The sequence below is a fragment of the Vibrio sp. B1-2 genome, assembly GCF_963888445.1.
GTDB classification, from domain to species: domain Bacteria; phylum Pseudomonadota; class Gammaproteobacteria; order Enterobacterales; family Vibrionaceae; genus Vibrio; species Vibrio anguillarum.
In genome coordinates this window covers 1-12,852 of sequence record NZ_CAWPJH010000022.1, presented here as the reverse complement: position 1 = coordinate 12,852, position 12,852 = coordinate 1, and the positions used below count along the sequence as shown (strand labels likewise).

The 12,852-nt window shown below is 40.0% G+C and carries 17 protein-coding genes and 1 pseudogene; 7 read left to right on the top strand and 11 right to left on the bottom strand.

Features of this window, described 5'->3' with window-relative positions; translation table 11 throughout:
- Positions 1 to 31 precede the first annotated feature (31 nt).
- Positions 32 to 613, top strand: a complete 582-nt coding sequence (locus AACQ75_RS08365; RefSeq protein ID WP_013867790.1) for an SPOR domain-containing protein — start codon at positions 32 to 34, stop codon at positions 611 to 613.
- Between the two features lie 171 nt (positions 614 to 784).
- Positions 785 to 1,789, top strand: coding sequence for a D-alanine--D-alanine ligase (locus AACQ75_RS08360; protein WP_170888466.1), 1,005 nt, complete (start codon positions 785 to 787; stop codon positions 1,787 to 1,789).
- Here the strand turns inward: AACQ75_RS08360 and AACQ75_RS08355 are convergent.
- Complete coding sequence (locus AACQ75_RS08355) at positions 1,773 to 2,732, bottom strand: tyrosine-type recombinase/integrase (protein ID WP_170888465.1); 960 nt, start codon at positions 2,730 to 2,732, stop codon at positions 1,773 to 1,775. The two genes, AACQ75_RS08360 and AACQ75_RS08355, sit on opposite strands and share 17 nt — an antisense overlap.
- A 102-nt stretch (positions 2,733 to 2,834) precedes the next feature.
- Between AACQ75_RS08355 and AACQ75_RS08350 the strand changes: the two genes are divergently transcribed.
- Both AACQ75_RS08350 and yciH read left to right on the top strand, forming a co-directional pair.
- A complete protein-coding gene (locus AACQ75_RS08350; protein WP_013867787.1) occupies positions 2,835 to 3,206 on the top strand; it encodes a DUF3319 domain-containing protein in 372 nt (123 codons plus the stop codon).
- 7 nt (positions 3,207 to 3,213) lie between these two features.
- On the top strand, positions 3,214 to 3,525 hold the full coding sequence (gene yciH, locus AACQ75_RS08345) for a stress response translation initiation inhibitor YciH (RefSeq protein WP_170888464.1): 312 nt from the start codon (positions 3,214 to 3,216) through the stop codon (positions 3,523 to 3,525).
- A 258-nt stretch (positions 3,526 to 3,783) separates the two neighbouring features.
- On the opposite strand, the gene AACQ75_RS08340 is transcribed toward yciH, so the two are convergent.
- A complete protein-coding gene (locus tag AACQ75_RS08340) occupies positions 3,784 to 4,065 on the bottom strand; it encodes a hypothetical protein (protein ID WP_170888463.1) in 282 nt (93 codons plus the stop codon).
- A 245-nt stretch (positions 4,066 to 4,310) separates the two neighbouring features.
- Here AACQ75_RS08340 and AACQ75_RS08335 point away from each other — a divergent pair.
- Positions 4,311 to 5,266, top strand: a pseudogene (locus tag AACQ75_RS08335) (IS30 family transposase).
- Here the strand turns inward: AACQ75_RS08335 and AACQ75_RS08330 are convergent.
- The 5 genes from AACQ75_RS08330 to AACQ75_RS08310 form a co-directional block, all read right to left on the bottom strand.
- A complete protein-coding gene (locus tag AACQ75_RS08330) occupies positions 5,251 to 6,093 on the bottom strand; it encodes a hypothetical protein (protein WP_088733361.1) in 843 nt (280 codons plus the stop codon). The pseudogene AACQ75_RS08335 and the gene AACQ75_RS08330 overlap by 16 nt on opposite strands.
- A gap of 77 nt (positions 6,094 to 6,170) precedes the next feature.
- Entirely contained in the window at positions 6,171 to 6,485 is a 315-nt protein-coding gene (locus AACQ75_RS08325; protein ID WP_017045663.1) for a hypothetical protein, read from the bottom strand.
- A 156-nt stretch (positions 6,486 to 6,641) separates the two neighbouring features.
- A complete protein-coding gene (locus tag AACQ75_RS08320) occupies positions 6,642 to 7,175 on the bottom strand; it encodes a GNAT family N-acetyltransferase (protein WP_017045662.1) in 534 nt (177 codons plus the stop codon).
- A complete protein-coding gene (locus AACQ75_RS08315; RefSeq protein WP_004397250.1) occupies positions 7,172 to 7,441 on the bottom strand; it encodes a type II toxin-antitoxin system TacA family antitoxin in 270 nt (89 codons plus the stop codon). Before AACQ75_RS08315 ends, AACQ75_RS08320 begins: the two co-directional genes overlap by 4 nt.
- A gap of 1,274 nt (positions 7,442 to 8,715) precedes the next feature.
- Positions 8,716 to 8,898, bottom strand: coding sequence for a DUF645 family protein (locus tag AACQ75_RS08310; RefSeq protein ID WP_088733358.1), 183 nt, complete (start codon positions 8,896 to 8,898; stop codon positions 8,716 to 8,718).
- 385 nt (positions 8,899 to 9,283) lie between these two features.
- Here AACQ75_RS08310 and AACQ75_RS08305 point away from each other — a divergent pair, with 385 nt between their 5' ends.
- Together AACQ75_RS08305 and AACQ75_RS08300 are read left to right on the top strand one after the other, a co-directional pair.
- Positions 9,284 to 9,556 carry a type II toxin-antitoxin system TacA family antitoxin gene (locus AACQ75_RS08305; protein ID WP_010319336.1) on the top strand — a complete coding sequence of 91 codons (273 nt, stop codon included), beginning with the start codon at positions 9,284 to 9,286 and terminating at the stop codon, positions 9,554 to 9,556.
- Positions 9,553 to 10,050, top strand: coding sequence for a GNAT family N-acetyltransferase (locus AACQ75_RS08300; protein ID WP_088733355.1), 498 nt, complete (start codon positions 9,553 to 9,555; stop codon positions 10,048 to 10,050). The genes AACQ75_RS08305 and AACQ75_RS08300 overlap by 4 nt, the downstream gene beginning before the upstream one ends.
- Before the next feature lie 138 nt (positions 10,051 to 10,188).
- Here the strand turns inward: AACQ75_RS08300 and AACQ75_RS08295 are convergent, their stop codons facing one another.
- The 4 genes from AACQ75_RS08295 to AACQ75_RS08280 form a co-directional block, all read right to left on the bottom strand.
- Complete coding sequence (locus AACQ75_RS08295) at positions 10,189 to 10,674, bottom strand: GNAT family N-acetyltransferase (RefSeq protein WP_170888461.1); 486 nt, start codon at positions 10,672 to 10,674, stop codon at positions 10,189 to 10,191.
- Between the two features lie 144 nt (positions 10,675 to 10,818).
- Positions 10,819 to 11,085, bottom strand: coding sequence for a hypothetical protein (locus AACQ75_RS08290; RefSeq protein ID WP_170888460.1), 267 nt, complete (start codon positions 11,083 to 11,085; stop codon positions 10,819 to 10,821).
- Positions 11,086 to 11,475: 390 nt separating this feature from the next.
- Positions 11,476 to 11,688 carry a hypothetical protein gene (locus AACQ75_RS08285; RefSeq protein WP_069573293.1) on the bottom strand — a complete coding sequence of 71 codons (213 nt, stop codon included), beginning with the start codon at positions 11,686 to 11,688 and terminating at the stop codon, positions 11,476 to 11,478.
- 253 nt (positions 11,689 to 11,941) lie between these two features.
- Positions 11,942 to 12,583, bottom strand: coding sequence for a GTP pyrophosphokinase (locus AACQ75_RS08280; protein WP_339605554.1), 642 nt, complete (start codon positions 12,581 to 12,583; stop codon positions 11,942 to 11,944).
- Positions 12,584 to 12,852: the final 269 nt, after the last annotated feature.

Genomic DNA, 12,852 nt, shown 5'->3' with positions numbered 1-12,852 from the left:
AGTAATTTCTACTTAAGGCGTTGAACAATTCATGAAAAAAATCACAATTGTCGGTTTATCAGTGCTTCTGGCTGCCTGTGCATCTGATACATACATTACCGATGTCACCTCTGAAAGCCATCGTGAAGAGTACAAAGTTGCTCCGGTTCAGCAACCAGTAGTCGCTCAAGAAGGCATGGCTACTGGAATTTCTGAGAGCAATGTCGAAACGAATGTGGTGAAGATGTCTCCTAACGATACAGAGAAAAAAGTCGTTAAGATGAGCCCTCAAAGCAAAGCCGCAGTAGCGCTCATTCCACCGACAGCTAAACAGACGGCAATGAATCCGCGTTTTGGCTACACCATTCAGGTCGTTGCTGTTGGATCACAGAATAAAGTTGATCAGTTTGCCAGTAAACTGCCCAATTCTGACGGCCAACCTATTTGGGAAAATTATAAAGTAGTGAATGGAACCAAGTGGTACACCGTACTTTATGGTGACTACGCAACTCGAGCCGATGCTGTTGAAGCAATTAAAACACTGCCAACCGAGTTTCAAGCAATGAAACCTTTTGCCAAAAGTATTGATACCATCAAAAATTCGGAATTTCCGACACTCAATAAGTTGAACTGATTCTGGATTTTATCGCGAATAAATGATCAAAGGGGCTTATGCCCCTTTATTGCTTATAACTTAGCCTGTTACAACAGTAAAAAGGTTTTCCTTGGCTAAAACCGTGTAACTTCACACTGAATTGATTATCATGCTTTATAGTTTATTCGTCAGCAGCATGGACAGATTTTAATGACTCAAACAACAATTCTATTATTATGTGGTGGCGGTTCGTCAGAACATGAAGTTTCACTTGTGTCAGCCAACTATTTACAAGCACAACTTGAAAAAACAGAAGGTTTTCAAGTTATTCGCGTCGAAATGCGACCCGATGGTTGGTACAGTGAAAAGGGCGATCTGAGTTTCTTAGATACGAATGCTGCAACATTGAATACCAATGGTGTCGCCGTCAATATCGATTTTGTGGTTCCTTGCATTCATGGTTATCCAGGGGAAACGGGCGACATTCAATCGATGCTCGAGCTGGCTGGCATCCCATATTTAGGTTGTGGTCCAGAAGCCAGTGCTAACAGTTTTAATAAAATTACATCTAAGCTTTGGTACGATGCGCTGGGTATTCCTAATACACCTTATCTTTTTCTTTCAGAAAATAATGCACAAGCGCATCAGCAGTGTAATCAGGCTCTGGAAAAATGGGGAAGTGTGTTTATTAAAGCGGCGAGACAAGGCTCATCTGTTGGTTGTTACAAAGTCACCGAGGTTTCCCAGCTCAACAGCGCAATCGATGCGGCTTTTAGCTACTCGGAACAAGTTCTGGTTGAAAAAGCAGTGAAACCTAGGGAATTAGAAGTTGCCGCTTATCAGCTTGATGGTGTTTTATATCTTTCTAAGCCGGGTGAGATCATCGCACCAGAAGACGCATTTTATACTTATGAAGAAAAATACAGTGCGACTAGCCATTCGATGACTGAAGTACAAGCTCAGAATTTAACAAGAGATCAATTAGAAATGATAAGTGATTGTGCTGCTAGGGTTTTTACCCACATGAAGCTTAGGCACCTTGCACGTATTGATTTCTTTTTAACCCCAGAGGGAAACATTTATCTTAATGAAGTTAACACCTTCCCAGGCATGACTCCCATTTCAATGTTTCCTAAAATGTTAGAGCATAATGGGCATAGGTTTCATGAATTTCTAGCCAACTGTGTGACAACGTCACTCAATCAAAAGGTTTAATGACCTTAAATTTCATCCGTTCACTTTCTGCAATGTCGAGCTTACCAATGTATTGAGCTGGCATTGCAGGGCTTAACCATCGTCCAAATTGCTGAATATCTTGAGTTTTATAACCTTGTTTAGCCAGTTCTTGAGCCGCACCAACACGGGTTGATTGGCCTGAAAACCTCAATTCAAATATGCCTAAACGTTGCCCTGCATGACGTAAGATACGGAAAATAGACGCATCATTTAAAGATCTATTTGAAATATTGCCATGGCGATCGATTGAACAAAATACAATGTTCGACTCTTTATTGAGTAATTGTAGCCACTTTTTAAGTGCAAGAGAGGCCGATTCAGAAAGATAATAATCGACATTTCCCACGATGATCTTCATTTGCCCATCCACAGTTAAGATTTGGCCTGTACTTAGTTTTTTAAGCTCACTTCGTTTCAAAGCACACTCAAACATCACATAATAGATGGCAAGATCGCGGATATCCTTTTTGTGAGGTGAATGGATAAGTTGTATATCTAGTGCTAATAAATGTTTTTTCGTTAACGGTGTCGCTTGCTTAGCATCATCACCTTTCTCTCCTTTAAGACGAAACAAAGAAAGTTGAGTGAGTCGGTTTTGCGTGGGGTCTTTCATCGAAAGTAGGTGATGGATGATACCAATGGTGACCATGTAACGTCTGATAGTCGCGTATTTTCTCACTCGAGCTTCCGTTTCGATAAATTGCCTAACAGCTGTTGTTGAGCTTGGAAGAGGACTAACACATCTTATTTTGCAAAATGTAACAAAATGATTCCAATCTTTAGTCATGGCCAAAGCGGAGTTCTTCGAATATTGCCAATGTGTCAAATGTTGAAATTGTTCAAAGCAAACTGTGTCGGAAAATTCGGTAACCTTTTGTTTTAAAATCATAGGATCTGTGATGAGAGGGATGTTTTTTTTCATCTTGATGCACTATAACAATATGGTTTATCGATAAATATACTTGATAACGGTGAAGATACAATTATTATTTAACTAACCTATAATTAAAAAGACCAATAACATATGGCTATAGCGACGTATCGAGGATTTACCCTTACATCTGCGCCTAACTCTACAGATATATGGCAAGTTAAGATCAAAAACCATGTTTTGACTGGTAACCTTGCGGCAGTAAAAAAAAGCATAGACTGGTGGTGTGATACTGCCTCTATCATTGATCCTAGAGAGTTCAGTGCGGTAGGTAAGAAGAGAGAAGCTCCAAATGGTAAACAAGAGCAATTTGGCGGCTTTACACTGAAGAATGATACAGGTGAGCTCAATGGGTGGTATTGCTTTTTCAATGGTCGCTTAATCAAAGGTTCAAAAGTGGCTATTCAAAAACATATCGAAGCTTATTTGCTTGCAAAACAGAAAGCAGAACAATTAAAGAAGTAAATGATTTATGACACTTGTATATTCTACGGATTTAGGCCGTATCAAAGCTGATCCTGAAGTTATAGAACGCCCTAAAGGAGATGGAGTGGTTAGAATCCATCGCCAAACAAAAGGGCGAAAAGGGAAAGGCGTGAGTATCGTGACCGGCTTGGATTTAGATGATACTGCACTAAAGCTATTCGCGGCAGAACTCAAGAAAAGTTGTGGGTGTGGTGGCTCAGTAAAAGATGGTGAAATAGAAATCCAGGGTGATGCTCGAGACAAAATTAAAGCTTATTTAGAAAAGAAAGGTTTCATAGTTAAACTAGCCGGAAATTAACGTATTAATAACTAGAATGAAATCTTCGATTATCAGACTAGTTATTAGGTATTTTATGGTAAATACTGATTATGTTTAATGGCTACATCCCTAGAAAGCGCATAAAGGCATGGCGCTTTCATTTTGTCATTATTTATTGAACATAAGATATATAATGCGCACTTTAGTATTATTAAATTGAAGTAGAAGCAAAAATGCCAAGCGTTGAGAATCCCTCTTAAATTGCTTGTTATGTTACTTGAACCCAAATGGATAACGCTACTTACCTGCCAAGTCATGCGTTACTATTATGGGAACAATTATATCTACCATTTCTTCCATTTGTTCGTCTGAAAATGGAGGTCCATTACGTAGGACCTTATCAATCTGAACCAAGTAATCGGATGAAAACTCAGTATCATCCGTTTCATCTTGCCCATATATGTCTTCAATTAGTCCATCTAATTCAGCTTCGATAAAGTCTTTAAGTGAAGAAACATTATTACGTCCTAAACAAGATTTAATTTCATTCCTAATTCTTACTTCTTCTTGATTTGTCAATTCAAACTCCTAGTTGACTTGGTAACATAACGCCCGGCTAAGGGGTTGACAACGCACCGCCGAACTCAAAAAACACACCGTAAACACTGAACTTTAATTTTGTACTAAAGCCGCCACGCGTTGGCTGTCCCTCTTGAAGCGTTTGTTAGCAATCTTGGATTCAAGTACGAAGTGCGACACCTCTGAACATAAAAACAGTAAGGTGCGATAATCATGAAGTTTGCTCCCGCCAAGAAGTAAAAAACATGAAATACACACACCTCACTGAGATTGAAAGGTATATAATTTCTGCGCTCAGAAAGCAAGGGATCAGTACCGCAAAAATAGCTAAACAACTGGGGCGTCACAAAGCCACTATCTATCGAGAAATTGAACGTAATTGTCGTTACAACAAGTTCTTCGATAGGTACTCTTATCAACCAGAGCGAGCACTGCAAATGGCGCGCAACCGGCTTAGTCGTTCACGGCGAAATAAACGCTATACCAAACTTGACTTCAGACTACCTGAAGCCTTGCTACGACTGGATTGAAGTCCTGACCCAATCGTCTGAGAGGCTATCCAACAATGAGCCACGAGCTCATTTATCAGCACGTTTGGAACGACAAAACTCTCGGTGGAACGCTATGGAAACACCTACGCCAATCCACCAAGAAAAGGCGTAAAAGGTACAACTCAAAAGACAGTCGAGGACGGCTGGCAAATAAGCGTCATATTACCGAAAGGCCTGCAGACGCTGAGCATCGAAAAGAGCCTGGCCACTGGGAAATTGATACCGTCGTGGGTCGCGGAACCAAGCACTGTATCGTCACTTTAGTCGACAGAATGACTGCCTACACTTTTATTGGGCAAATGGACGATAGAACAAGCGAATCACTCAACGTAAGAATGAGCAAAATCATGACCCGCTCTGACTTACCTTTTAAGACGATAACTTCGGATAACGGCACTGAATTTCATGGTTATGCACAACTAGGAAAACATCATAACTGCCTGTTTTACTTTGCAAATCCATACCATTCATGGGAGCGAGGCACTAATGAAAACACCAATGGTTTGATACGACAATACTTACCAAAACGAACCTCCATGTCACACGTGACACAGAAGCTCTGCAATGAAATTGCACACAAATTAAATACGCGCCCACGCAAAAGACTTGGGTATAGAACACCAACGGAGTATATTCATGCGCATCTGTAAAAAGTGTCGCACTTCAAACTTGATACTAAGAAAGGCCTCTTCATCCTTGCTAGCTTTTTAGTTGAGTCATTAAGCTCAGCAAGCATCTCTGAACTCATAGAATTAATTAGCTCGGATTGAAATTCTAGTTCATCTAACTGAATCGTTATGACGTTCTCGCACACTTCATCAATTAGAACAGCTCGGATAGGACAAGCTTTAGTCAGTTCAACAAACCTATTATCAAAAGAAGCAAAAAACGGGATACAGAAATCTCCTTCATAACTCTTTGATGCCATAGTCTCTTGATATCGAAGCGCAAAAATGTCCCACGACATACCCCTCAATTTTCCCTTGGTTTTCTTACCAATTTGGCTCACAGGGTCGAAAAATCGCAAACTCTTCCCATATTTCATCAACTTCCAAGCATAGTACAATTCCGTTTTTGGGAACTTCTCTAAGCCCAATATACAAAACTCTATCAATTCACCTAGATTAGATTCAATGCTGGCAGTTTTATTCTGCTTGAGGAGCACTGCCTTCAATAAAACAACATAAAGCAACATTCTCCGTTGCTGAAAGCCTTTAATTTCTGGGCTAGAGTGAAAGGCATAAAGAGTATCAATAGTCCTCTGTCCAGCCTGCGCTCTAGTCTCATTAAAAATTGGATTCTTTATACAAAACGACTCTTTTTCATAAACCAAATTATCAAAGCGTTTCAATGCCCTAATTGTATTAAATGGTCTGTGATTTTCAGGCTTCATGGAGTCATAATAATTTTCTATTATGAAAAATGAGTAGTCGAAGTTAAAGCCACTATCAGCGCCTTCCTTGATGAGTCGAACCAACTTTTAAAAGTCCTGCTCTGATTTATCAAGATCTTTACCATCCTCCCATATACGAAAACGTTCAGCTGCGTTTGAATCTAAACTAAGAGAGTAATCAATGGGTAATTTAATCTGCCCTTCATTCCACGTTCTGTCATACAACTCATCAGAAAAAATAGTAATCCGGAGCCATAAAAGTACTTTTTAAGTGTCGGACACTCATCTTCTATAGATTTTAGAGACATATTAGCAAAATCACCTTCAAGGTGATTTGTTGAATATATTAGTTTAAAACCATGAAATGTATCTCTATTAGGCTCGATTAAATCTGAAAAACTTAGCTCAGTATCGTGATGCACTACTAAGTTAAAAGCTAGTTGTAATCGGTCAAATCGCTCTTTTCTTGTTTCCACTTAACACTCCATTTTTGAATGTATTGCTAACGCCCAATTAAGTAGCCCAAAACGCAACGACCAACTTTCCGCACAACGCCGTAAACACTAAACTCAACGCAAAACGAAAATGCCACGCGTTGAGGGTTTGCTTGAATTGTTTGTTATATTCGTAGCCTATTGATTAAAAAGCTGTTCTACCATTTTCATTGGTAAGAACATACGAATACGCCCATTATGTTCACACAATACTTCAAAACCAAACTTCGTATAGAACGCTTGAGCGGAATCTGTCAGACAGTCCACAACAATTGCGTATACCCTCATGTGGTGATTCACTTCCCACAAGTACTTCAGTGCGCGAATTAGACTAATTTTTCCGAGCCCAGAGCCATGATACTCTTTGTGCACAGCTAATTGAGCCAAAAGAAAAACAGGGATTGGATACCTAGGAAGTTTCTTTGCTAGTTGTACTGGCAATGTTTCTCGACTGATTGAACTCGGTGCAACACTATAAAATGCACAAATAGCGAATTTTTGATTTAACAGTGGTTGAGCACTAGGTAAAACCATTGTTCGGCTAATACCTGCTTGCATGTGCTTTGCAGCTTGAGTTTTGATAAATGTGTTTAGCTCTTGCTCTCCACAGTCAAATGAATCGCGGTCATGCTTTGACTTACTAAGTTCTACAAACTCTTTACCCCAACTCACTTGATACCACTCTTATCTGTAAATTTAACCGCTTCAAGCAAAGCTTGATTCGGTGCTTTTACTTTATTACATGCAGCCATAAATTCGTCAAAAACACTGTCTTTAACCATAATACTTTCATGCTCCTCAATAACATGAGTCGCATCTTCGTCCATAAGTCTCACTACATATTCAGTGAGACTTTTTAAACCAAGTAAAGCCGATGCTTTTTCGGCTTTTGCCTTGATCTCTTCATCAAGGCGGATATCTAAACGTGCCGTTGCCATAACCCCTCCAACGTACGGATACATTCCGTAACCTGATTGATTATAATGCAAACTTAAAGCATATTCAATTAGTACGGAAAGTTTACGGAACGAGAGAGAATATAACGCCAGGCTAAGGGGTTGACAACGCACCGCCGGACTCAAAAAACACACTATAAACACTGAACTTCAATTTTGCACTAAAGCCGCCACGCGTTGCCAATCCCTCTTGAGCCGTTTGTTATGCAAATTCAATGAGATAAACTGAATTTACACGGCCAAAAGCCACAATTGCAATGGTTGAGTGATTCAAGAATCAACCCAAGCAAGAACTGTGATAAATGAGCCGCCAAAACAAAGTCCACCTTTCAGCAACAAACCAAGCTTTTGTGTCAGGAAAGCTTAACGAGCGAAAACTTCAGCAAGTACAAAATGCTCGATAAACTTGTCCTTTCCACACTTTGCGCCAGCTGAATTGGCAGCAAACCAACGCTAAAAATGATTGAGGCAAACCAAGAATCTTGTCTGTTTTACGGTTTGAGTTAACCACGAATCTGAGGGTGAAAAAGTTCATTTACCGACAACACAAAACGAATAGCCGGAGAAATCCCAAAAGATTGAGCCCCTAAATTTACCTGAGTTGCATAACGCCGCGTTAAGGGGCGCAGGCACGCAATACAAAAGTTGCCGCATAACACCTTAACCACTAAACAAACTGCAATCCGAAAATGCCACGCGTGCCAAGTCCCTCTTGAACGCTTTGTTATGCTTAAGCTTCAATAACTTACGTTTTGCCTGAACCAAGATTAACTCGACTTTGATTCATAAACAAAAACCAAAACGTAGAAAACCGAAACAACTCATAGTTTTGAAAAACATACTTCGAATTTCGGCTATCCAAGACCATAAAACTAAGATCAAATTTCTGATTGAACCAACCGCCCTAACCTCGCGCTTACGCGAAAACTGATTGAGGCAATTCTCTGAATTTTCAGCGCCAAAGAATAGATGTCCAGAAAGTAGCGCCAGACGAAGCCAACTTGCCGACAAGCACAAAACCAACAAGCCGAGGGAGCAAAGAAAAGATACAACCAACTGATTTGACGTGATTAAACATAACGCCCGCCTAAGGGGCTGGCAACGCATTACAACTAAACTTAAACACAACAACTGCAACCACCGCGGCTCAATGGGACTGGAAACGCCGCGCGTTGACAGTCCCTCTTGAGGCGTTTGTTAGTTTCGTAGCCCATTGTTTAACAATGATTTTTAAACACATTTTCTTGAAAGTCATTTTACGCAAAAGCATCAAGCAAACACACGTCCAACGCCAAAAGCTGTGAAGTTGGCTGCCAAAACTCAAAGCATTCAAGGTTAAGTAGGCCACGGTTAAGAGTCCGCGACAAAGAAAGCACACTTTCAGCGATGATGAAGCCATTTGTGAAACCAAACTCTGAGTGTTGAACATCCAACAACATTGAAGCCTCGAGGCTTGTTGGTTTTCAGCGACTTTGAAACTACTGAACTTTCAACGCTTTCTACCAAATTAGAATCAAGCAAAACTCAAAAGCCAAATTGTGTAACTTGAACGCTAAAAGCTGATTTGTCAGAACGTTGAACCTGATTTTTTGATGATTTTTCTAGATAGAAACTAACGCCCGCTTAAGGGGCAGCCAACGCTACTACCAACTTACCGCATAACACCTTAATCACAAAAACCAACGCATAGTAAAAATGCCACGCGTTGGCAATCCCTCTTGAAGCGTTTGTTAGCTTGCGTGCCAAAGTGACACAATGATTGCTTTTTGTATATTTAAACACCATAATAACAATGTGACATTTTGACACAAAGGAGAACACATTATGGCTACCACTTTACCTCGTATCACTGCGAGAGTTGATGTCGATACACAAAACTTATTAACCAAAGCGGCTGCTCTCGCTGGCATGTCTAGTATTAACTCATTTGTACTCAATGCTGCAATCGAAAAAGCAAAACAAGTGATTGAACGCGAGCAAACACTAAAATTAAGCCAAGCAGACGCCATTTTACTTATGGAAGCTCTCGATAAACCAACAACATTAAATCAAAAGCTTAAAACTGCCGCCGAACGCTATGAGACCAAAACCCAATGATGAAAACGGCATTACTCGATAAAGATAAACACGACAGAAACCGATTCAACTGCGGAATTGATGCGCTTAATAACTATTTGAAAGTCATGGCAAGTCAGCAAGCTAAAAAAGATAATACCCGAACATTTGTTTTAGAGGATGAAAATAACACCTCACTTATCATCGGTTTTTACACTTTAACAATGACACCCATTGACCTAAAAACATTGCCTGATAAGTTACAGAAAAAGCATCAGTCATCAACTTCTGGCGGACTCATTGCTCGCTTAGCTATCGATGATAGCTATAAAGGTAAAGGATTTGGCGAGTGGTTACTTATCGATGCTCTACGAAAACTACTAGCAGCTAGTGATAGCGTGGCATTTCCCGTCGTTATTGTTGACGCAAAAGATGGCGCCAAACATTTCTATGAGCGCTATGGTTTTAAAGCGTTTCAAGATGCAGAAAATAAGCTATTTATCACCATTTCAGATATTAGGGCAAGCTTGGGCTAGTATTGCTAGCCTTTAGCAAGCTAACGCCCGCTTAAGGGGCTGACAACGCTACTACCAAGTTTCCGCATAACACCGTAAACACAAAAACCAACGCATAATAAAAATGCCACGCGTTGGAAGTCCCTCTTGAAGCGTTTGTTAGGCATTTCCCAACGCATTGATATTATTGCTTAATTCCCAGCATTCTAATGATTCGCCATCACTATCCACAGCAATATTTTTATAAATAAATCCATTTTTGCGAACAACATTGAGTGACGCCGAATTTTCAGAAGAGATTAATGCAAAGACAACTTTGACTAAACCAGATTCAAACGCAATTTGGCAAAGTTTGTTAACTGCAAATGTTGCAATACCTTTGCCTTGAACCCCAAAAGCTACGTTGTAACCGATTTCAACTCGACAGTTGAACGGTGGGTTCTTGAATCCACAACTACCAATTAGCTGGTCATTTGACTTTATAAAGTATGGTAAAGACCAAACTTCACAAATTGAATCACGATAATGATTAAGAGAGCGTTCTAAAACATGATTTGGTGGAATTCCGTCAATTATATACTTGAGCTCAGATTGACCATCACGCAACATTTTTAGCTCACTCTCATTTAGCTGAATGAGTTCCATAATTTCCTTATGCCTAACGCCCTGTTAAGGTGTGAGCAACGCAATACTGAAGCTTCCGCAAACCACCTTAAACACAAAACGCAACGCACAGCAAAAATGCCAAGCGTTGCGAATCACTCTTAAACAGATTGTTAGGCTTTGATTTTACTTATTATTTGAAAACCAATTGTTTGTACCCGCTTTAGCCCCAACGTAATGGTATTGCCCAGGGGTAACTACAGAAGCCCACAAACGGTCATCGTTTTTAAAGTGCTCAACGACTTCCTTAGCTGTATTGTCGAGATTAATAGCCCACAATGACTCCTGAACACAGTGCGCTCCAAGACGCTCCAATTCATCCCAAAGTTCTTGATAGTCAGCCGGGCTCCCTTGCTCGTTAACCAAATCGTATCCAAATACAAAGATTGCCATAGAAAGAAATACCTCATTCTTGTTCACAATAAACTGCTAGCCATTGTGCATGCAGTTGCAATATAAGTATGTATGAGATAACTATGAAAAATAATGACTTACGTCATGTTCCCCTTAAGAAGCCTAACGCCCGCTTAAGGGGCAGAGAACGCCACTACAAACTTACCGCATAACACTGTAATCACAAAAACCAACGGATAGTAAAAATGCCACGCGTTGGCTGTCCCTCTTGAAGCGTTTGTTATGTTTAAGCTTCAATGACTTACGTTTTAACAAAACCGAGATTAACTCAGCATTGACTTACAAACAAAAGGCAAAACCTAAAAAACTGAATTGACTCATAACTTTTGAAAAGCAGACTTGGGCTTTTAACATTTCGAGCTTTGACAACTAGCAACTTAAAACTGATTTCTGATTGAGCCAACCGCCCTGACCTCGCGCTTGCCTGAAAATAGATTGAGGCAATTCTCTGAATTTCCAGCGCCAAAGAATAATTGTCCGGAAAACAGCGCCCGCTGAAGCGAACTTGGCGACAAACACAAAACCAATCAGCCGAGGGAACAAAGAAAAACCATAATCCACTGATTTTTGGTGATTAAACATAACGCCCGGTTAAGGGGCAGCCAACGCCATTACCAAGCTTCCGCATAACACCGTAACCACAAAAACCAACGCATAATAAAAATGCCACGCGTTGGCAATCCCTCTTGAGCCGTTTGTTATAACAAATTTTTATCGCCGATATAGGCTCTTAAACAACCACGAGTTAAGCCTACATGAGTATAAAATACGCCTCTTTGAGCCCTTTCCACCTCATCAACCTCATCAAAATTGCCATCGATGATATCTTTAGTTCTTATCTTATCTTATCTTCTTGTAAAAGTTTATCGATTTGACTCTCGATAACCTCTTTCAATTTGCTTACACTATTAATGCCATTTCTGACTAATTGCTCGAATATTTCTGAGTAATTTTCATGACCATCATACTTATTCTCAGGTGGTAACAATTTATCTAATATATTTTCGAGTATGTCTACGTTAAACCCAGAATCATCATCTACTTTCTGTAGGTCATCCAATTTGTAGCTTTCTCGCTCAGCTAGAACGCGCTCAAATTCAAGGTCAACTGTCTCCAAAAGGGCAGATACTCTATTAATTGAGCGCCTTAACGGAATGGGGACATTGTTTTCCTGTTTGTATTGAAGCTTATGAGAAGCCACAGCCCAGATATGTTGGGATAAAGTTCGAATCTGGATTTCGGCTGTCAAATGTGCAAGGTCCGAGAGTGTAGGTAATGCTAGCCATTCATCAGGTAACTTCACTGTATAATGAGTTGATTGATAACCAAACTGGTCTGCTTCTAATCGCTCAGCTACGTCCTCAGATTCAATTACTTTCAAATTATCTTTGATTAAGTGACACACTTTTTCAATGTCAGACTTAAATAGTACGATGACACGAATTCCAACGAAATCGCTCAATTGGCTAACGGAGATAATCTCCTTACTTTTCCTTTGAAGTTTTTCTTCTATAGAAGCGAAGCTTTTAACCCGGCTCTCTATTGGTGTACCTAAAGTGATCGTATTTGTCTCAAATAGCTGCTTAATCTGAACTTCAATTTTGCACTAAAGTCGCCAAGCGTTGGCAATCCCTCTTGAGCCGTTTGTTATGCAAATTCAATAAGATAAACTTAACTTACACGACCAAAAGCCACAATTGCAATAGTTGAGTGATTCAAGAATCAACCCAAGCAAGAGCCGTGATA